Raw genomic sequence first — 19,813 nt, 5'->3', positions numbered from 1 at the left:
TTTTTTTTAATTGTATGGATATACCAGTTCGTCATTCTTTCCAAACAAGTTTATGAAGTCCGTTCGTTTTACGGTACCACCTTTGATGGCATCGGCAAAATACAATAAGTTTTCTGCTGTAAGTACGCAACCGTCAACTCCTGTACTCTGTTTGATGTTGTTGAGCATGTGTCTTACCTCGCCTTTGAACATTGAAGAGATGAAGACGAAATTAAAGTGATTGACATTGTCGCCAAAGTTTAACCACCATTGGGTTTTGTTTCGTTCTGGGTTTCTGTCGTTGTTCTCTTGTACGTATCTTACCATTTCGTCAGCCATACTTCTGGTTATGGTAAATCCTTTAGAGTATGCTTTATTGTCAATGATAATGCCTTGTTGATTATAATCGAAAATACCATCAGGTTTTCTTGTACCCCCAAGATGAATTCCATTGAATGCAAGTTCGTTGACAAGCAAGTCTATGGTGTAAATTTCAAATTCAGTGCAATTGTTCTTGCCCGAAAATGCGTAATCAATGAGCGTGAGATATTTGTGATTGATATTATGCAATCTAACTCTTGCTCTGTCTTTTACGACAACGGCATCTGTTGTTTCTTTCGTTATATTTTCCTCGTAGAACCTTAGTTTCGTAATGATGTCTCTGAGTTTGAAGGTATCGCCTTCGTTCTCAATGTCCAAGCCGATATTAATGAGCCCCGTCATGTCGTCTCTGATGGTCGTGGCTTTTTCTAGAATGCCCTTGGTGGCAAGGAAGGATACAATCTCTTCTATAGTTTTGGCTTTGTGCTTACTTAGAAATTCTATGATTAAAGTTCTGCGCATTCGCAGATAATTGGCATCAGATGCTCTGCTTGCCAACATCTCTCTATACACAATTTTCGGGATTCTTGGACTTTTCGACATACCTATGGCTTTCCTGTAATTGATGATGCCCATTGCGGTTATTTCAAATGCAGATGTAATCTCGCATTCGTATGTTTTCGAGCCAAAAGTTTCCTTTACGGTTTTCGGTTTCTTGCTTACCCAACCGATGGATTCAAGCCAGTTGCAAATCATGCGGGCATACTTATCTGAAGAGCCTTCGGTGTCAGAGCGTAGTTTCTTCTTTTCGTTAGCATCTGTAGCTTCCTCGTAGGCCTGAACCCAAATGTTCTGTGGAAAAGAGGTGAAACCAGCTTCGTCGGTGAATCCAAGTTTCGCTCCAATTTCAAACTTGGTCATGTGTTGGTATTTGCATAATAATCCCATGACTCTGCATACAGGTGGATACGACAAAAAAGCTCGGCCTAATATGTCGTTCTTCTCTTTTGTGTTTTCTGCATTGACAAAGTCTATGCCTAATGGTGTTATACTGCAAGTATCATCTGAATAGTTGTAGTTGAGAAAGCCGAGAGATACTGCCCATCTTATAAAACCATCTGCTGTCCAGTCGTCAGTATATGGTTTCTTTATTTTTACAATTTTGTTGTCAATGGTATATGTTTGGCATTGTTGTCCTGTTACCGCAGCTTGGGCAAGTCCAGAGCATTTGGCGTTTTTTCTGCTTCCACCTCCAGCTCCTTTTCCTTTAAGGACATTATATGCAATAGGTTTGTTCGCTCTGAGAATTTTTTGAAACTCCAAGTAAAGATTGGGTGTTTGGAATAGTCCTGCGCTAGCCAACAGAGGCAATCTTTCTTCTGTCATATAGGTATGGAATTTCGAGCCTTGGACAAAAAGCCCGAGAATGTCTTTTAGAGTGTCCGTGGATGAAGGATTTTGAATCCAACCGAAAGTTCTTGTTGCCATATTCTCAATAGTTTGTAATTAATACTTCTTTTGTGTTGCTAACCGCAGCCTGATAGTTGGAGTTGGAATAATCAGCTTTCAGATAATGGATGTTATATCTGTTGGCCCATCTTGCCAAGGTCTCGTTGTTCATACCTTTGTGCTCGATAACATTCGACAAAGCAAAGCTGATTCCACGCTCGTTGAGGTCATCCAGTTTTTTGAAGAGAAGCAGGTCGTCTTGTTCGCTCCAACCTGCAAATCCTCTTTTGCCATCATTATACGAACCACAGGATATTAAATAAGGTGGGTCTGCATATAGAAAGTCTCCTGTTCTCATAAACGTAAGGTCGAACTCTCTGAAATTGCAAACATGAAATTCTATGTTTTTTAGGATGTTATGCATTTGTTTGAGATTGTGCTCGATGTTGGCATTGTATGAGCTCCTGTTTATGCCGAATGGATTGTTGAACTCTCCTTTATTGTTGAATCTGAACTGGTGGTTGAAGCCGTAGCAAACAAGCATGAATAGGTGAAGCGGTTGGTGTGTCCGATTGTATTCTTTGCGTAGAGAATTATATCCGTCTCTGTTTTGTTTGCTTAGTTGATATTCTTCGATAACCAGTTGAATTTGCTTTGTTAAATCATCTATGCTGGTTTCTTTGAAATATTTAAAAAGACTGATGACGTAATTGTTGATGTCGTTACAGATTATGCGTTGGGCATCTACATTGATAGACACGTCAAGTCCTCCAGCAAATAAATCGACAAAGGTATTTATCTGTTTTGGAAACAAAGGAAGTATTTGGGGCAATAGCCTGTACTTCCCGCCGATGTAATTGAGAGGAGACTTCATCATAGTTTTTTTTCGATAAAATAAAGTTGTTCCTTTAAGCCTGCGGCATTGTTTGGAATTTTGTTTTTATATCTTCTGTAGTCATATTCGAACAATCTGAATGTTTGTCTGATTCCTGCTTCTTGAATGATTTGAGACATCACGTCTGTGGACAGCAAACTTTCGTTGTTGTATGATAATAAGATGTATCTACAGTTGAGATTTGTCAGTAATTCCCGAAACGCTTGTTCTGCTTTGCTCTTCTTGCAGAAATCCGACATCTTTTCGGGATCGATACGCATGCCAGTTATACCTTTTATCTGTGGGTAATCGTATCTTGCAATAGTTTCGAGTATATGATAGTTTGGCATATATTGCCTGCCATTATAGGGAGGGTCGAGATAGGCCAAATCGCTTACTACTTGCTGAGCAAAATCAGTGGCGTTCATATTGTAGCATTTGCAATCAACGTTACTGTGCAAAATTTCTATTTCTTGGAGAACTAAAGAATTGTAAGTCCTTTTGTCCCAGAATTTCAAGTATGCTCCATAAGTGCCAGTTATGTTGGACACATATGGTACGGCATTGATAAGCAAAGCTAAAAGATAAAAATATTCACTTTCAGTAATTTGTGGTTTCAATCGTTCTATCTCTTGCCTTATCAAGTCTATCTTTATGGCATTTTTATTTTGGAAATACATCCTTTTACTATTCTCGTTTGGAGAATAGTTCTGGTAGATAAAAGCTGTATTGATGTCGAACCATTTGGCATTTTCGATGGTTAGAGTGTTGAGGTGATTGATAGTTTCTTTCAACTTTGGACTTATAGGATTGTCCATTTCCAACATTCCTTTGCTCAATACGTACGACATATATAAACTGTCGTTAGAGTAAACGGAGTATCCGTTTTGCTTAAAGAATTGTGACACGACTCCTGTCCCCGAAAATACATCAGCAATGGTCTGAACATTCTCGGTGTTTTGGTCGATGACATTTTTGATGTTGGACAACATCAAGATCTTACTTCCTATGTAGCGCATACAGTATCTTTGATTGATAGTTTGCTAATTGCACCCAACTATCAATCCGCAAAACGCAATAGGGTATAAGAAAGGCGTGATGCCTCTTATCGCGTTTAGTACGGGGCGGCCTCGGAATGGAGCCCCGGAATACCTAATAAGAATGCATCACGCCTATGGCGTGTGCATCGCTGTTGGTATTCCAGAAGCTACAATACGAGCCACCTGTCACATATTATTTTCGTGCTTTTTATTCCAATTAGAGTTTCCGAGGCTCTTGGCTAAACGCGAAATAATAGCGAATGCGTAATTTTTACCCACAATGTCTTGGAAAAATGCCGTGAAAGGCGAAATTCCAGTGCAAAGGTACAATAAAAAAATGAAAAGGTGGAATAAATGCATCTTTATTTTTAAGCAAACGGCTTTCTTTTTGTTTTATAAGGTGAAATTACTAAAAATAACATTGTAAATGGGCAAAATATGCTGTCTTAGGCAGACTTGATACGGTGAAACGCCGTACATGGGTATTGACAGGCATCTGAACTGTTACAAAATATGCACCAGTTGCGTTTTGTGGTTGTTGCAAAAAATGCAATAACCTCATTTTCCTCCATAATCTAACAACAAAAAAAGCATGGCGCAAATCACTGCGCCATGCCCCAATAAAAGAAACCCTTATAGTCAAAATAGAAATTAGCTATTCTAATTCTTTTCCGGTACTAATCTTTTCTAGTACTTTGCATTCTGAGGATCAAAGTTGGTCCAACCGCTCATCCAGTTGTTGCTGCCATCGAAGGCTCCGATGTAGGTTACGGTGTCGAAACCTGTCCAGCCGGCGAAACTTGCGGCACCGAGCAATGGGCTTCCTGCAATAGGAGTATAGCCATCTGCACCAACCAATGAGGTCCATGAATCAAAATACTTGTTGCTCTGCTCTGCAAAGAAGAAGGTGTTGCTGTATGACTTCTGATTCTTGTCGATGTCCTTCTTCTGGGCAGCATCGTAGAGGTAATCCTCATACTGCTTGTTGGCATCTGTGCCAACGGCATCCATACCAGCGAAAAATACATTCTGAAGCTTGAACTTGCCATCCTTGGCATCCTTCACGGTTTCACCCTTCTCACCATCAACAATCAAACCGATAGGCCAGCCTAAGGCTACTGAGTTGATGCAGTTGAGGTTAGAAGAACGACGAATCTGCATGGCTGACTGGAACTTGCCAAGGGCTGAACCATTGTTCGGATTGTAGGCACCGGCATTGATATAATCTGTGGTGTTCTGGAACTTATCATCCAATACCTTAGGACCTACAAAGGTGATGTTAGAGAAGGTTGCCTTGGTACGAGGATCCACGGTAGCACCATCGGCGCAGTTGTCGCTCTCGAAACCGTTGCTCTGAGAGGTGTCGGCTATCTTGCTGTCGCGCAGAGAAAGACCATACTGCACCTTTCCTGAGAAACCGTTATCTGTATCGAAATCATCATCCCAGCCCTTGTAGGCTACGAGATACTTGCAGTTTACTGTACCGCCAAACCATTCGAAGGAATCATCATTGGAATAAGATACCTGAACGTGGTCAATCTCTGTGCCTGAACCTACGGAACCGAGAGTCAAACCATTAATCTCCTTATCCTTCTGGAATGGATAACCGGCAAACTCGATGCGTACATAACTCAAGGCTCCTGAGTTGTCAGCATCATCTGCACCACCATGCTTGGTACGAGGACCACCCTCTATCTGCTGTTCTGTCTGGTTGTTCTTAGCCTTGCCGCAGAGAATGATGCCACCCCAGTCGCCAGGCTTTCTGCTGCCGGCAGCCTCTTCAGATGTAAAGACGATAGGCTCTGTGGCTGTACCCTTGGCGATGAGCTTGCCGCCACGCTCTGCGATGAGTGCCGCCTTGGTTTGCTTGTCGCCCTTGATAATCGTTCCCGGTTCGATGGTAAGCTCTGCACCATCTGCAATATATACCCATCCCTTGAGGAGATAAGTGCCTTTCTTCAAAGTCTGCTTGCCTGTGAAGACGAATTCCTGGTCGCCGTTGCCAATCTGTGTTCCGTTGGCGTTTTCCTTGTCATCTGTTCCGAAGAGGATGTGGTCGCAAGCCTTCAAGCCGCCATTGGTTGTCCACTTGTAAACTACTTCTGATCCAGGATTTGGAGAAGGAGTTGGATCGTCATTGTCACTGCTGCAGCTGCTCAACATGGCAGATGCTGCGAGGATGCCCATGCATCCTAAAAAATACATCTTGTTCATCATTGTTTCCTGTTTTATTAAACAAACATCTATTATTATCTTTCTTGAAATTCTACGGATAGTCTCTAAAATTTATAGATTGCCTGCAAACCGATGTTTCTACCCGGCTTGTAGCATCTTGCTATTTCTTCTACTTCCTTCTTGCTTCCGTCGCTATACGTTACATCAGCAAACTGCTTGTAATATATCTTTTCAGCAAGAAGATCTCTTACGTTGAGCTTCAGTTCCAGATGCTCGCCGAATTTCTTAGCCAGCGAGAAATCGATGGTGTTGCGGGGCATCTCGTAGCTGTGAGGCACTCGGGAATTGGAGTCATCGCCTGTGCTCCCCTCGCTTCTGCCCACACCGATGATTCGCTTGCCTATGCGGTTGTAGAGCAGGGCGATATCCATCTTTAATGGCTCATTCTTATAGAAGATGCCGGTGTTGATAAGGTATGGCGACTGACCCTGCATCGGTCTGTCTTCCTCTTTCGAACCCTTCTCAAACTGCACCTTGCTCTTAATCAAGGCACCGTTAAACGACCAGCTGAAATCCTTCAATCCTATGAATCCGAGATTCTTTCTGATATCCAGCTCCACACCATAGTTGTTGGCACTCTTTGCATTCTTGTAAGAGTAAATCAAGTCAGTGCCACCAGCCACCGTATAGGTCCACTCGATAGGAGAATCGAAGTGCTTGTAGAAGACTGCCAGAGAAATGAGCTCTCCACGGGATGGATACCACTCATATCGCAGGTCGAGGTTATCGACATAACAGTTCTTCAACTCAGTGTTTCCCTGCACATTGCTGGCAAGGTCGAAGTCGTAATACACCGACGACGATACTTCACGGAATTCTGGGCGGTTAATACTGCGGCCATACGACAGTCGCACCTGGTGCTGGTCGCTGATCTTATATGTTGTATTGAGAGATGAAAAAACATCATCGGTCTTGTAATGACGGCTCGATTCACTCTTCTCGTAGTCACGGGAATTGGAGATGAGTTCCATATCATTATGCTCGAAGCGGACACCGGCGTGGATGCCGAGTTTGCCAAAGGGGAGAGACATCGCCAGGTACCCGGCGCCTAAGGTGTTGTGTCCGCGGTAGTTATTGCGCATCTGCTTTTCCTCCAGAAGATACAGCTTGTCGTAACCCATGTTTGCCTCGCTGGAGAGCAGGGTTGGGATGTCGCTGTGGCGGAAGTCGGATGGCATGTTGTTAGCTGAAACATTCCAGTTGTAGATGAAGTTGCGGGTCTGGTATTCTCGGCTGCGATACTCCCCATAGGCACCCACCTGTAAGTTTGGCTCAAAGTTGCCAAACTTGAAGTGGTGCTTGTCATTTACCCCAAGAGAGAGAATGTGTTCGTCGAGTTGAGTCCACTCGCGGGATATGTCGTTGCCGGTGCTCAGGGCATAAACGCCCGATTCAAGAGCATCGTCGATGAGGTATCTACGACGGTCAGGCAAATGGCGGTTGGCATACGCATACCCGATGCTCCAGTCAAGGGCATCGCTAGTGAAGGTGTGCTTGCCGGTAAGCTGACCGTTATATGTAGTTCGACTGCGGTAGTAATACTCTGCGCTTCGCTCCAGGTTCGACTGGGCGCTCACGCCATCACGCCAGGTATATCGGCTGGTAGCCAACTGGTTGAAGATGTTCTTGAGCTGATACTTGTGATTGCCGTCCTTGGAAAGGAAGGTGAAGTTGAGCATCGCTCCGAGTCTCACATTATTATTATACTGGTCGTCAACAGAGTGACGAAGATAGTTCGGCTTGTCGTTAGCCGCATCATAGATGCCATAGAGGTTGTTCTCCATGTTCTCGTAGGTGCGGTATTCGTTGGTATAGTTCAGGGCGGCGAGCATGCCGAGTGTTCTTCCGCCCAGCATCCAGCGCTGGTTCAGGCTAGCTGCCAGTTTCAAGTCGCCCAAAGGCTTCTTGTTCTTGATGAGCCAATCATTGTTGAATCCGTTGCCCAGGAGCGAAGTAGCATAATCGCCCACCGGTTTTCCGTTGGCATCGAGCTGTGGATTCAAGTCAGCATGGATGCCCCCATTCAGGTTTCTCAGTCCATTGTCGAACCCTAGGAAATCGGTTCCGGAACCTTTTGAGTAAGAAAAGTCCTTGAAGGCAGAAGATGTATTCCAGTTTCCGCCTACGGCGATGTTGAAACTGTTTTCTGCCGGAATCTCCTTGGTGTTGACGATGATGAAACCGCCTGAGTAATCTGCGGGATATTCAGCCGTTGGCGACTTCACGATGGTAAGGTTGTCAATCTGCGAACTTGGGATGATATCGAAGGAGAATGCCCTGGAATCAGCCTCAGAGCTAGGCACTGCTCCTCCGTTCACCCATACATTGTTATAACGCTGCGACAAGCCACGAACCATCACGAATTTATCGTCGATGAGGCTCACGCCTGGCACTCGGCGTATCACCTCACCCGCATTCGTATCTTGAGTTCTGGATATTTCCTGTGCCGAAACATTGCTCACGATGACGGGACTGTTTTTGGCCACCTGTATCATTGCCGCATCCGTATTACGCCTTTCCACTGCGGTAACGGTCACCTCTTTCAGCTGCTGTTCATCAGGTTGCAGCGCGATTACCTGGTCTGCGTCCTTCGCCTGAACCCCGTCAATTTTTTGAGTCTTATATCCTACATAGTTGATATATAGTGTATATTTCTTGTCTTTATTCAATCCATCGATCTGGAAGTTTCCGTCGATGTTGGTGATAGCCTTCACGTTGGTTCCATCCACAGTGACGACTGCACCGATGAGTGTCTCTTTCGATTTCTGGTCGATAACCACACCCTTAATCTGTTGCGCCCACGTTGGCATGCTAGCCGCCGAGAGCAATCCTAATACAATAATTCCCCTTTTAGCATTCATAACCTATATCGTTTGATTTCGGTTGCAAAGGTACGGCGGTATTATTACATCGCGATTGCAATGAAGTTGAAAGGCATTGACGAAGCTGTGACAATGGTGTTACGGTTGCAACAACTAAAAAAGTTTAAACATTTAACCTGATGTTTTGAGATAAATATAGAAATTACTATATTTGCAACATGATTACGGAATATGGTATAGAGGCAAAGTCTAATTCTAAGATTATATCAGAATTGGGAGGACGATTCAAGCAATATCGTCTGTTCAGCAATCTCACTCAGAAAGAGGTGGCTGTAAAGGCTGGTGTGAGCATTTTCACCATTAGCCAGTTTGAAAAAGGCGAAGCTAAGAACATAGGCTTTGGCACTATTCTTTCTCTGTTGAGGAGCATTGGATTCCTGCAGGAAGCTGAAAAACTCTTGCCGCCGCTGCCAATGCTGCCTAGCCAAGTGAAGAAAATGAATGAAAAGAAGGAAAGGGTAAGACATGAAAGATAATGTTGTGCAGGTGAATCTCTGCCTGACCATTGGGGAAATGTGGTCTTCCAGAAATGGATGGAAGCCAACCATCTATTTTAAGGAAGAATAAGAAAAGAAAACGAAAAGATAATCCGAAACAGAAGCATTGGCAGTTATCTGTTTCGGATTTTTTGCAATGATTAATTTCCAACGCAGTTCTTCCTCAACCACATCCCGAAGAAGCGGTCGTAGATGATATAGCTGCCATTGTACTTGTAGATGAATTCTCTATTGATCAGCGTCTTGAGAGCAAGACTCACGCTGCTGGCAGCAGGCAAGTTGTGGCGGCTGATGAAATCCTGCGAAAGAATGGAGGTGACAGCCTTATCCTGGGCAATGGCAGATAGAAGGGCAGCCTGATTGTCTGTAAGGGAATCGTAGTAATTCACGAATGCCACTTCCTGCTCGTTCACTAATTCCAGGGTTACATCATCAATTTCCGCTGTCGTAATTTCCTTTCCGTTCTGATAGAGTCGGTTCAGAATATCCTGAATATACCAGGTTTGACCATCCACCTTATTATATAGATAGGCAAAGGTATCATGATCCATGGTCAGATTCCGGGTTCCCATCCATCTGTTGGCAAAACGATGATACTCATCCTGGTTGATGAGGGGAAGATTGAGAATTTGCGAACTCTGATAGAATGGTCGCTTTGCCGACAGGAACATATCGGTCATCATGTGCTGCTTGCTGCCTGCAAAGATGAAATATACATTCGGCAAAAACTGGATATAGGAGCGTAGCAGGGCCTCTGTGCCATCTTCGGGATATTCGGCTATCTGCTGGAACTCATCGATGGCAATATAGATTCGTTTCTCCGATTGTTTCAGATACTCGAAGATATGTTTGAGAGAATCCTCGCTCTGGCTTGGTGAAACCGTAATCGAGAACGTAGGGATTCCCGTCATCTCATCAAACGACATCGTAGGTTTGTAGCCGGCAAAGAAAGTGGTAATCTTGCGCATGGCAGTTTGCGAGAAAGTATCAACCTTCCCGATAACCGTCTTTGCCAATAATTGGATGAATTGGCTCAGATTTCTTGTGGCATTGATGTCGAGATAGAAACAATGCGTCTCAGGCTCCTGCTTGCTGATGTTCTCAAAGACATGGTGTATGAGTCCCGTCTTTCCAATGCGTCGAGGAGAGATGAGGACGATGTTGCGCTCATTCTGCAAAGCCTTCATGATGACTTCCGTCTCTTTCTTGCGGTCGCAGAAGTATTCTGCTCCCTTATATCCGTAGATAACAAATGGATTATTCAGCTGTTCCATAATGTTTTATATCTATTCCATGTTTTGTGTTACATGTTTTATGTAATGCAAAGGTAGTAAAAATCTTTTAGGTAAGAGATATATTAGTAGGAACTTTATTACAAATTAACTTTTTACTGCTTATACTGATGTCATTTTCGGATTCCCAAAATTCAACAAGCATGTGCTAAACGACGAAATGCCTCAACCATATTGGGCGAAATCTGTTATTATTTAGGTTAAAACTGTAAGTAAGTAAGCGATTTCATACAATTATAATAAGGAATCGTGTGGTTATTGCTTTTCTTTTTGTATCTTTGCAACCGTTTGGCAATTGTGGGTACCAAATCATACATAAAGGAAAGAATATCTAATAATAAATAAAAAGTAATGACTACACTTACAATTTCTATTATTGTCGTTTTCGTGCTCGGCTATGCACTCATAGCTACCGAAAGCTTGACTAAGGTAAACAAGGCAGCAATTGCCCTGTTGATGTTGGTAGGTTGTTGGACCCTCTACATGGTGGATCCAATGCAGTATCTCCAGTTGATGCACCCTGATTATACAGGCGGCGCTGCTGGAATGGTGGAGAAAGTGACCGGAATCATCCAGGAACATCTGGGCGATACTGCCACAACACTCTTCTTCCTGATGGGTGCAATGACCATCGTGGAAATAGTTGACCAGAACGGCGGATTCAACTGGGTTCGCAAGGTGATGAAGACCAAGTCGAAGCATGCGCTCCTCTGGCGTATCGCTGTCCTTACCTTCATCCTCTCGGCTATCCTCGACAATCTGACCACCAGTATCGTGATGATCATGATTCTCCGAAAGCTCGTCACCGACCACAAGGACCGCATGGTTTATGCATCCCTAGTCATCATCGCAGCCAATTCGGGTGGTGCCTTCTCACCAATCGGCGACGTTACCACCATCATGCTCTGGAACAAGGGATTGATTACTGCAGCCGGCGTTATCGCCGAAATCTTCATCCCGTCTGTGGTTTCCATGGTGATTCCTGCCCTCATCCTTCAAACCATGTTGAAGGGCGAACTCATGATGCCTGAGGTTTCTGACCAGCAGAATGCATCGGTCAGCGATTTCACCGAAGGTCAGCGCAAGGCAGTGTTCTGGTTGGGAGTAGGCGGCTTGATCTTCGTTCCTATCTTCAAGAGTATCACCCACTTGCCTCCATTCGTAGGAATCCTCCTGGTATTGGGCGTTCTCTGGACAGCTACCGAAGTTTTCTATCGCGGTTTGCATCGTGGAGCTGATGCCGAGGGCACTCAGAAGCGAGTAACCAAGTTGCTTTCTCGTGTTGATATGAGTACCATCCTCTTCTTCCTCGGTATCCTGATGGCAGTATCCTGCCTGGCTGAGATTGGTGTGTTGACTGCTTTGGGTCAGGGCTTGAACGTTGTATTCGATGGCAACCATTACCTCGTAACTGGTATCATCGGTGTGCTTTCAAGTATTGTTGACAATGTGCCTCTGGTAGCCGGATGTATGGGAATGTATCCTGTGGCAGCCGCTGGTGATATGGCTGTGGATGGCGTCTTCTGGCAGTTGCTGGCCTACTGTGCCGGTGTAGGAGGCTCAATGCTGATTATCGGTAGTGCCGCTGGTGTGGTAGTAATGGGCTTGGAGAAGATAACCTTCGGCTGGTATATGAAGCACATCTCCTGGATTGCTTTCGTAGGTTACATCGCAGGTATCGTTTGCTACTGGTTCATCCGCACCTTCCTTTATGCTATCTAAAGGACAGAACTTTCGTATATGGGGAAGTTAAGGGAAGTTAGGAAGTTAGGGAGAAGTTAGAGGGACAAATGTTCTAAGTTTTACGCTAGAAGACTATTGTCTCTTAACTTCCCGAACGACCGTAGGGAGTGATAACTTCTTTAACTCCTTTAACTTCTGAACTTGCTTATAAGGTAGGCTTTCTCTTTTACGTGAAAAAGTTTTTTTTGAGAAAAAGTCTCAAAGTCTCATTTTCTATTGAAAATACCGGCTTAAAGACTTGATAGATAATAAGATGAAGAAAATGAGACTTCTCGGTTTTGGTGCCGGGAAGTCTCATTAAAGTCTCATAGAAGTCTCATTGTTTCACTTTTTTCTTTACAAGATACTTCATACCATCTGCAAATCTCTTATGTTTTAACTCACTCATATTCGCCAGTTTTCTGCCGAATCCCATCAAACTGTTCACCTTGAGCGATGAACCTATCTGCTTTTTCAGATAGTTGAAAATCTCGGCAGCAGTCAGGTATTCACCCTCTTTCTCTATGTAGTCTATGTAGTCAACTAAATATAGACCGCTTAACGGGCTGTGACAGAACTCCTTATGGTCATTATTCCTAGTCCTACTTGTCAGTTTTTTACCTTATTCCTAGTTTGTATTGACATACTTTATAAACTGGAAAAGTAGACACTCTCCATTTTATAGAACTGAAATACTAGACACTTCTAGAAAGGTTAGATTTTAGTGAAGTCAATCTCATCAGAGAAGTGCTCGAACTCAACATCCTTATATCCGTATCTGGCGAAGAGCTGTTTGATATATACCTGTTGTTCCGGCAGGAGTTTCAGTTGTCCCAGTTTCTAACGGTAGTATTGTCCTTTGCTGCCGAGGTAGTCTCTCATTTCGGCGCGCAGTGCAGGAGCGTCTTTCACTTTCATTTCGGCAAAGAGTTTGTCGAATCCCCATGCCATTTTCACGACACGCAGCGGAGCGAAGTACTTGCATTCTCTGTTTTTCAGGGCATTTGGGAAAATGGCATCCCCTCTATCAGTCTTCTCGTTTTTGTAGAGACCGGATAGATAGTGAATACATTTGTCTTTCATCGGACATGGTTCGGTGAAACAATAGGTGATGAGGCTAGGAACGTTTCCGTATTCGAAAGCCTTTTTCAGTAATTCCTTTTCATCCATGTTTCTTAAGCATTAAGAATAAAACATTCTGTTTTACTAAACGAAAAAGCATCCTGTTTATTGCCTTGCAAATGCTATTATTATCACTTCATAAAGCATTTTTTTCGATGCAAGCAAGAAATCATGATACTTCTCGCTAATTTATGATACTTCTCTCTTCATTTTTAGAGAAGTCTCATTCTGTAAAAACCATCTGAATGTTAGATATATAACATTAGGTTTTATATAAATAATGAGACTTTGATACTTTTTTCGAGAAAAATATTCATACGTATGCGCGTAGCGAATCCTTACTGATCCAAGTTTAGTCAGATCAGCATAGAGGATTGGGTGATAGGATAAATGATATCTTATCTTTTACTGTATCTGAAGGTGCATCTAGGGCTACGGTATCATGAAGATGACAGAGTAGTTACTTTTTTAATTTATAATAGAAAATATTGCTTAATTTTGTGAGTAAAACAAAAGTTTTGAATAAATAATTTGGTAGATATACTTAAAAAGTGTACCTTTGCTTTTATATTTGAATGAAACTACAATATGGACTCGATAAGAATATTTGGATATAAGTCTTTTAAAAAGTTATCAGTTCAACTGCATCCTATCAATATCTTGATTGGCGCCAATGGAGCTGGTAAGAGTAACTTTTTGTCTCTTTTCGAGATGTTAGGCAACATCTATGAGAAGAGATTAGGGGCGTATGTCGCTCAAGTTGGTGGAGTAGATAAATTTCTTTATCAAGGCAGAAAAGTTACCGATCGTATAGCTGTAAACTTGCTAATAGCTAAGAGTGAATATGACTTGGTGTTATTGGAATCTGATGGTAAACTCATCGTAGAAAGAGAAGTTGTTGGTTGTTATGATGATGTTTGTCCTTTAGATTTAGTGAGGAAAAATGTTATAACGGAGTATCAAAGCGAGTCGAGTTTAAAAGACCATAAAGAGGAAGATTTATCTAACTATATCTCCCAAATCCGCAAGTTTCACTTCCACGATACTGGTCGCCGTTCTCCATTTACGGCAGATAGCCATATCGTGAACGATGCTTATCGTATGTATGAGCATGGTGAAAATCTGGCGGCTATCCTCTATCGTATTCAGCGAGAGAAGCCGATGGCTTATCGTCGCATTATCCGCGTCATTCAGAGTGTGGCTCCCTATTTCTCGGATTTCTATTTCCAACCAACCGAAGCCGATATGGTGCGCTTGCAATGGCAGGATAAGTATAGCTCTATGATTTACGGACCGACCGACTTGTCGGATGGAACCATTCGCTTTATTGCCTTGACCGTGCTCTTTATGCAGCCATGGTTACCACGAGTTATCATCATTGATGAGCCAGAGCTTGGTTTGCATCCTGTGGCTATCGAAAAACTTTCGGGTTTGATTAAGATGGCGGCACAAAAGGGCACGCAAGTTATCGTTGCAACTCAGAGTGCTGAACTAATCAGTAACTTTGAACCAGAGGATGTCTTGACTGTTAATCAGAACGAAGATGGTACAACTATCAATCGGCTGAATAGCGAAGAATTGGCACATTGGCTTGAGGATTATACACTTGGTGATTTGTGGAAACAAAATATTATGAAAGGAGGTCAGCCACGATGAAACGACTAATCATAGTGTGTGAAGGTCCTACGGAACAAGAGTTTTGTACAGAAGTGCTTGGAGTGGAGTTTGCTAAGCATGATATTTATGTGGAAGCTCCTGTCATCAAGCACTCGCATGGTGGTATAGTGCCTTGGGCTACCATCAAAAAGCAAATCTTGAATCATCTCCAAGAAGGCGATGTCTATGTCAGTATGTTAGTGGATTACTATGGCATCAAAGACCAGTTCGGGTTTCCTGGATGGGAAGAATCTAAGGAAATAGTGGATAAGACGGAGCGTATTCATTTCTTGATAGATAGAATGGCGAATGATATTCCTGAGCAATATCGCTTCCGCTTCATTCCATACATACAACTTCATGAGTTTGAGGGATTGCTGTTTAGTGATGTGAGTGCATTCTTGAACAGTTTTGAGGAGAGTGAGTTTGATTATGCAGAGTTGCAGGCCACGGCAGAGGCTTTCCAATCACCAGAGCTTATCAACAATAGTCCTGAGACAGCTCCGTCCAAACGATTGATAGCTGCTATTCCTGATTATAATAAGGTAGTTGTTGGCATTTGTGTTGCTATGGACATTGGCTTAGAGAAGATTCGGGAGAAATGCCCTTTGTTCAATGAATGGATAGAGCGGTTAATGAAGTGATCAGAGTTTAACTATTCGATAAATACATAAGATAGCTCTGACATGTACAATACTGTAATCAACCATATAACAAGTGATAAGCAATGACCGGAAAGATTGGAAGAAAAAAGGTATTGAAGTTTCGCGACTTCCCAACACGCCTACATGGCGAGGTATTCTTTGTAGAGAATGGGTATGATGAAAAGTTGAACCTTTCCATCATCAACCATCTCGTGGATATCAACAACTTGTTTATCAGCAAGTCTATTCATTTTAATTATTTCCCATTTCTGGGTCCTCATATCAGGAAGACAGCTCTCTACAGCTATCCTGCGATGAATAAAGAGGATTTGAACATCTCTGTTCCTTCCGATTTGCTGTTGTCGCAATTGGTAGAAGAAAAGAATAAGGAGAAATTACATCCTAGCATCTTACAGCTAGACCATGAGGAGGATGGCATATATTATGTCAATTCCTATTCTTTGTCTATAGAGGAAGATGAGGATTTTATGCCATTGATGCAGGCTGCGTATGATAAGTTGCCGGATTGCAAAGTGATGTTCAGCTCTGTCGATGATTTCCCATACAGTATATTTGATCCGACACCGATTCCGGCAGATGAAACATTCAGCTATGATATCAGGCAGAAGATGAAGGAGGTGTACCGGCAGGTGCAGGACTTACGCCTTGGCGGAGTAAGCGATTGGGTGCTGAAGCAGTATCTCTTTCCACCCAAGAATCTGAGTAGAATGGCCATCACGGAGAATTACGATATCATATTGCCCGACTATCATGATATGACTATCAAGATGGAGCCATTGGTAAAGGCGGTGTATATTCTCTTTTTGCGTCATGAGGAGGGAATCCTTTTCAAATGTCTGTCGGATTATAGGGAAGAGCTATATGCTATCTATGTGGATATTCGCAAGAAATCGAACAACAACGGGGCTCATCTTTCAGAAGAGAAGATTCGCCAGAGCATTGAAGCCCTGACGAATCCATTGTCTAATTCTATCAATGAGAAATGTGCCCGTATCCGCCAAGCCTTCACTCTCCAGTTTGATGAAAGTCTAGCCGGGAGTTATTTCATTGATGGCAATCGTGGTGAACCTAAAAAGATACCATTGGATAGAAAGCTTGTGGAGTGGAAGTGAATTTCCTTAGGTATTCTTCCTGTATAACAAATAAACTCCTATGGCAACCCAAACGCTCGGTCCGAGGTTTGGGTTGCCACGCATAATAATACTGATAAAGCCAATTACTCCAATCAGAATACATGCCCATCCCCAAATCTTCAACTTAGTTCTTCTTTTCAAGCTCATTTGGCGTTTTCTTCTTAGAGCACAATACGACAATGAGACCAATTACTACATTGATAAGTGAGATAGCAAAAGCCCATCCGAAACCAATCTTTCTGTTTCTTCCCAGGCAACCAACGCCGAATGCTAACGCAACGGCAATCACGAAAAAAAAGAGTCTTTCCATATTCCTATTATTTTTATTGTTATTTTGGCTGCAAAAATAATAAATGGTGGTAGATGCTGCAAATGTTTAGGCTCCACAAGGCTTGTGGAGGTAAGTTTTTCCCGAGTTTGTACATCTGTTTACAAAAAAAGAACTAACTTTGCCATCTCATAAAGTATTAATTTAAAAAGGTTATAACTATGATGTTACCAATTATTTCAGTATTGATTGGCATAAGTTTGATGTATTACATCCGCCAGAAAAGAGCAGAAAAAGAGATGGATGAGATCGTTAGTTCTATCTCGCCATCTAATGATAGCAATGAGAATATTGGTACTAGAGACTTGTGTCTTGAGTTGCTCAGGCAGCTTAATTGTGAAGTTCGTATAGAGCATGATGACATTTACTTCACGTATCAAAATGAGAAGTTTATGATAGAGGCTTCAAACGACTCAGCCTTTATTACAATTTGGGATCTTCATTGGGATATGGTGGATTCGGAGAATATCCAAGATGTAGAGAATATGAAAAAGGCAGTTAATCGTACTAATCATTTAGTGCATAATACGGTTTTGTATATTCTGTATGAGGAAGAAAAGTCTTATTATGTTCTGTCTAAGTTACAATGTTTGCTAATGCGCAACATTCCAAATACAAAAGCCTATCTTGCTGCGATTCTTAATGACTTTTTCAGAACCAAGCAATGTTACTCTCAGGTTCTTGCTGACATCGGCAAAGAGGGAGCGCAGATATAGCAGATATAAATGCTGTTGTTGCTGGTGAAATCTTATTTAAAAAGAACCAGTCTCTTGAAGAATGGAAAAACTATTTTTCTGCTAAAAATAACGAAAAAGTGGATTCCTTTGACATATTTGTATTTAATAAAGTTAAATTGTACCACAAAATCAAGTTTTGTCAGCCAAATAAAGCAGTTTTGTGCGTAAAAGTGTTATCTTTGTAACGTCTATCCCAATACCAGCCCCCCGATGGGCAGAGGTTGGGCAGACATACATATGGTATAAGGCGTTTTTTGTACGCTTTGGTTTTGGCGATTGATGAACTTCGCAAAATTCAACTGTAAGTCAAAAACAAAATAATGCAGAGCGCCCCATAAGGTGTATGATATATAAATCTCATAGCCTTCGGATGTGTTATACGTTCGTTATTAAAGTAAGGGTGGAATTATATAATAACACTGGCGTGGGGCTTTAGCATTGCTCGTTTCTACTACAGGGCAAAGCGAAGAACTATCGATTGTAGAACGAGTGTCAGAATGGCTCTACGCTTTTTCTTATGTATCAACTGCAACAATAATCTATAAGCCGTAGTAGCCAGCTTTTAATGTTTTAAAGATGGTACTATCACCTCATTCACATTGTAGTATAGAACATTCAGAAAGAATTCTGTCAGAAGAAACTTTAACTGATGAAAAAAGAAGTTTGACTTTATTTGTCAAACAAGTGATGAGTGTGTGTTTAAAAGGTTATGAGTATAAGATTAGAGTGATTTCTGCTGATGAACAAGAAGCTGTAGAGTTGAAAGAAAGTGTTAAAGCTTTGGAACCATACCAACTATATGTGCTGATTGAAGCAAAAAATGTGCTCGAACAGGTTGTTAAAGTCGAGAAATTCATAAACAAGAGAGTTTTTGTAGTCAATCAAAATTTGATTTGCTTGGCTGAAGGAAAATACGTTAATGCAGCTTCTTCAGAAGGAGTAAACGATCAAATATCCAAGGATATTGATAGTGGTGAATCTAATAAAAAAGTTGCTTTTCGTAAGTCGAAAACAGTATTACCATTGTGGTTGGATAAATTCTTGTTTGAAGAACTGGGGGCCAACTATGCTCCAGAACATACAAGATATGAATATAATCTTGACTTGGACGAAAACGAGTTAAAGGTTTACTTGGGAACATATTTTCCACGTAGCTATGCTGAGGTTTTTTGTATTTTTGACAATATGTTTCAAAATAATTCTATTTGTCAAGCCTATAAAAACAAAAAGGAGATAAATATTTTTGATTTTTGTTGTGGAACAGGTGGGGAACTCATTGGATTAATGATAGTTCTTGATAAGTTTTTCCACGATGAAAAAATAATAAATATAGTTGTTTGTGATGGAAATGAGAAAGCATTAGATTATCTACATAAGATAATAAATAAGGCTGCTATTCTATCCAAGCATAAATATAGCTTCTTGTCTATTCACAAAGAAATAAAAAAATGGGATGATGTTGAAAAATTAGATATTCCGTCTTGTTCTTTTGACATAGAATTGTGTGACAAGGTCTGTTGTGAATTTATATCGCATGGGATTAATGAACAAAGTTATGAATACTTGGTAAGTTTTTTAAGTAAAAGACTGTCTAAGGATGGTTTTATGCTGATGTTGGATGTGACTACAAAATGTGAAAAGACAATGATGTTTTATCCACAAATGATGAACTTTCAAATTAATAATTTTGTAAGATTCTCAAAAGATTTTGAGACATTGTTGCCTTTGTCTTGTGCTACATATAAAAATTGCAATGTCCCTTGCTTTATACCCTTAATTCCGCAACACTATAGTTTAACATTATTTATAAGTGCCTGAGCAACAAAAAGTTGCCCAGGATTTTGCCATGTCAGAATTTTCACTTACCTTAGTGTTGCGAAA

At 41.7% G+C, this 19,813-nt stretch carries 16 protein-coding genes; 7 read left to right on the top strand and 9 right to left on the bottom strand.

Annotation, left to right across the window (positions count from 1 at the left end):
• Positions 1 to 6 precede the first annotated feature (6 nt).
• From ACTQ16_RS00080 to ACTQ16_RS00060, 5 genes are all read right to left on the bottom strand, one after another.
• Entirely contained in the window at positions 7 to 1,788 is a 1,782-nt protein-coding gene (locus ACTQ16_RS00080; RefSeq protein WP_441935443.1) for a restriction endonuclease FokI C-terminal domain-containing protein, read from the bottom strand.
• 4 nt (positions 1,789 to 1,792) lie between these two features.
• The gene (locus tag ACTQ16_RS00075; RefSeq protein ID WP_427866541.1) at positions 1,793 to 2,626 is read right to left on the bottom strand and encodes a DNA adenine methylase; all 834 of its coding nucleotides are present in this window, start codon (positions 2,624 to 2,626) and stop codon (positions 1,793 to 1,795) included.
• Positions 2,623 to 3,642, bottom strand: coding sequence for a DNA adenine methylase (locus ACTQ16_RS00070; RefSeq protein WP_288232180.1), 1,020 nt, complete (start codon positions 3,640 to 3,642; stop codon positions 2,623 to 2,625). Before ACTQ16_RS00070 ends, ACTQ16_RS00075 begins: the two co-directional genes overlap by 4 nt.
• A 708-nt stretch (positions 3,643 to 4,350) precedes the next feature.
• Complete coding sequence (locus ACTQ16_RS00065) at positions 4,351 to 5,880, bottom strand: hypothetical protein (protein ID WP_441935441.1); 1,530 nt, start codon at positions 5,878 to 5,880, stop codon at positions 4,351 to 4,353.
• Between the two features lie 62 nt (positions 5,881 to 5,942).
• The gene (locus tag ACTQ16_RS00060) at positions 5,943 to 8,759 is read right to left on the bottom strand and encodes a TonB-dependent receptor domain-containing protein (protein ID WP_441200122.1); all 2,817 of its coding nucleotides are present in this window, start codon (positions 8,757 to 8,759) and stop codon (positions 5,943 to 5,945) included.
• A 179-nt stretch (positions 8,760 to 8,938) separates the two neighbouring features.
• Between ACTQ16_RS00060 and ACTQ16_RS00055 the strand changes: the two genes are divergently transcribed.
• Entirely contained in the window at positions 8,939 to 9,256 is a 318-nt protein-coding gene (locus ACTQ16_RS00055; RefSeq protein WP_441935438.1) for a helix-turn-helix domain-containing protein, read from the top strand.
• A gap of 161 nt (positions 9,257 to 9,417) precedes the next feature.
• Here ACTQ16_RS00055 and ACTQ16_RS00050 read toward each other — a convergent pair whose 3' ends face one another.
• A complete protein-coding gene (locus tag ACTQ16_RS00050) occupies positions 9,418 to 10,551 on the bottom strand; it encodes an AAA family ATPase (protein WP_427866544.1) in 1,134 nt (377 codons plus the stop codon).
• Between the two features lie 369 nt (positions 10,552 to 10,920).
• Here ACTQ16_RS00050 and nhaD point away from each other — a divergent pair, with 369 nt between their 5' ends.
• A complete protein-coding gene (gene nhaD, locus ACTQ16_RS00045) occupies positions 10,921 to 12,291 on the top strand; it encodes a sodium:proton antiporter NhaD (protein ID WP_441932828.1) in 1,371 nt (456 codons plus the stop codon).
• Between the two features lie 337 nt (positions 12,292 to 12,628).
• Here the strand turns inward: nhaD and ACTQ16_RS00040 are convergent, their stop codons facing one another.
• Together ACTQ16_RS00040 and ACTQ16_RS00035 are read right to left on the bottom strand one after the other, a co-directional pair.
• Positions 12,629 to 12,817, bottom strand: a complete 189-nt coding sequence (locus ACTQ16_RS00040; RefSeq protein WP_441932857.1) for a DUF3874 domain-containing protein — start codon at positions 12,815 to 12,817, stop codon at positions 12,629 to 12,631.
• Between the two features lie 314 nt (positions 12,818 to 13,131).
• Positions 13,132 to 13,461: a DUF6078 family protein gene (locus tag ACTQ16_RS00035; RefSeq protein ID WP_441935436.1), complete on the bottom strand. Its 330-nt coding sequence runs from the start codon at positions 13,459 to 13,461 to the stop codon at positions 13,132 to 13,134.
• A 540-nt stretch (positions 13,462 to 14,001) separates the two neighbouring features.
• Here ACTQ16_RS00035 and ACTQ16_RS00030 point away from each other — a divergent pair.
• The 3 genes from ACTQ16_RS00030 to ACTQ16_RS00020 all read left to right on the top strand — a co-directional run bounded on the left by ACTQ16_RS00030 (position 14,002) and on the right by ACTQ16_RS00020 (position 16,846).
• Positions 14,002 to 15,069: an AAA family ATPase gene (locus ACTQ16_RS00030; RefSeq protein WP_441935434.1), complete on the top strand. Its 1,068-nt coding sequence runs from the start codon at positions 14,002 to 14,004 to the stop codon at positions 15,067 to 15,069.
• Positions 15,066 to 15,713 carry a DUF4276 family protein gene (locus ACTQ16_RS00025; protein ID WP_441935432.1) on the top strand — a complete coding sequence of 216 codons (648 nt, stop codon included), beginning with the start codon at positions 15,066 to 15,068 and terminating at the stop codon, positions 15,711 to 15,713. Before ACTQ16_RS00030 ends, ACTQ16_RS00025 begins: the two co-directional genes overlap by 4 nt.
• Before the next feature lie 83 nt (positions 15,714 to 15,796).
• The gene (locus ACTQ16_RS00020; RefSeq protein ID WP_441935430.1) at positions 15,797 to 16,846 is read left to right on the top strand and encodes a hypothetical protein; all 1,050 of its coding nucleotides are present in this window, start codon (positions 15,797 to 15,799) and stop codon (positions 16,844 to 16,846) included.
• A 145-nt stretch (positions 16,847 to 16,991) separates the two neighbouring features.
• Here the strand turns inward: ACTQ16_RS00020 and ACTQ16_RS00015 are convergent, their stop codons facing one another.
• Entirely contained in the window at positions 16,992 to 17,177 is a 186-nt protein-coding gene (locus ACTQ16_RS00015; protein ID WP_295309478.1) for a hypothetical protein, read from the bottom strand.
• Between the two features lie 179 nt (positions 17,178 to 17,356).
• On the opposite strand from ACTQ16_RS00015, the gene ACTQ16_RS00010 reads away from it, so the two are divergent.
• Entirely contained in the window at positions 17,357 to 17,911 is a 555-nt protein-coding gene (locus tag ACTQ16_RS00010) for a hypothetical protein (protein ID WP_441935428.1), read from the top strand.
• 597 nt (positions 17,912 to 18,508) lie between these two features.
• Positions 18,509 to 19,750, top strand: coding sequence for a hypothetical protein (locus ACTQ16_RS00005; RefSeq protein WP_441935426.1), 1,242 nt, complete (start codon positions 18,509 to 18,511; stop codon positions 19,748 to 19,750).
• The last annotated feature ends 63 nt before the right edge of the window (positions 19,751 to 19,813 follow it).

Source organism: Prevotella sp. LCP21S3_D2, assembly GCF_052118345.1.
Lineage (GTDB): Bacteria > Bacteroidota > Bacteroidia > Bacteroidales > Bacteroidaceae > Prevotella.
Note: the sequence above shows the minus strand (reverse complement) of the source record. Positions and strands in the feature narration are given on the sequence as shown.

Bases quoted from the DNA above. Each gene is read 5' to 3' on its own strand.
- ACTQ16_RS00080 (WP_441935443.1), bottom strand. From the start codon at position 1,788: ATGGCAACAAGAACTTTCGGTTGGATTCAAAATCCTTCATCCACGGAC.
- ACTQ16_RS00075 (WP_427866541.1), bottom strand. From the start codon at position 2,626: ATGATGAAGTCTCCTCTCAATTACATCGGCGGGAAGTACAGGCTATTG.
- ACTQ16_RS00070 (WP_288232180.1), bottom strand. From the start codon at position 3,642: ATGCGCTACATAGGAAGTAAGATCTTGATGTTGTCCAACATCAAAAAT.
- ACTQ16_RS00065 (WP_441935441.1), bottom strand. From the start codon at position 5,880: ATGATGAACAAGATGTATTTTTTAGGATGCATGGGCATCCTCGCAGCA.
- ACTQ16_RS00060 (WP_441200122.1), bottom strand. From the start codon at position 8,759: ATGAATGCTAAAAGGGGAATTATTGTATTAGGATTGCTCTCGGCGGCT.
- ACTQ16_RS00055 (WP_441935438.1), top strand. From the start codon at position 8,939: ATGATTACGGAATATGGTATAGAGGCAAAGTCTAATTCTAAGATTATA.
- ACTQ16_RS00050 (WP_427866544.1), bottom strand. From the start codon at position 10,551: ATGGAACAGCTGAATAATCCATTTGTTATCTACGGATATAAGGGAGCA.
- nhaD (WP_441932828.1), top strand. From the start codon at position 10,921: ATGACTACACTTACAATTTCTATTATTGTCGTTTTCGTGCTCGGCTAT.
- ACTQ16_RS00035 (WP_441935436.1), bottom strand. From the start codon at position 13,461: ATGGATGAAAAGGAATTACTGAAAAAGGCTTTCGAATACGGAAACGTT.
- ACTQ16_RS00030 (WP_441935434.1), top strand. From the start codon at position 14,002: ATGGACTCGATAAGAATATTTGGATATAAGTCTTTTAAAAAGTTATCA.
- ACTQ16_RS00025 (WP_441935432.1), top strand. From the start codon at position 15,066: ATGAAACGACTAATCATAGTGTGTGAAGGTCCTACGGAACAAGAGTTT.
- ACTQ16_RS00020 (WP_441935430.1), top strand. From the start codon at position 15,797: ATGACCGGAAAGATTGGAAGAAAAAAGGTATTGAAGTTTCGCGACTTC.
- ACTQ16_RS00015 (WP_295309478.1), bottom strand. From the start codon at position 17,177: ATGGAAAGACTCTTTTTTTTCGTGATTGCCGTTGCGTTAGCATTCGGC.
- ACTQ16_RS00010 (WP_441935428.1), top strand. From the start codon at position 17,357: ATGATGTTACCAATTATTTCAGTATTGATTGGCATAAGTTTGATGTAT.
- ACTQ16_RS00005 (WP_441935426.1), top strand. From the start codon at position 18,509: ATGGTACTATCACCTCATTCACATTGTAGTATAGAACATTCAGAAAGA.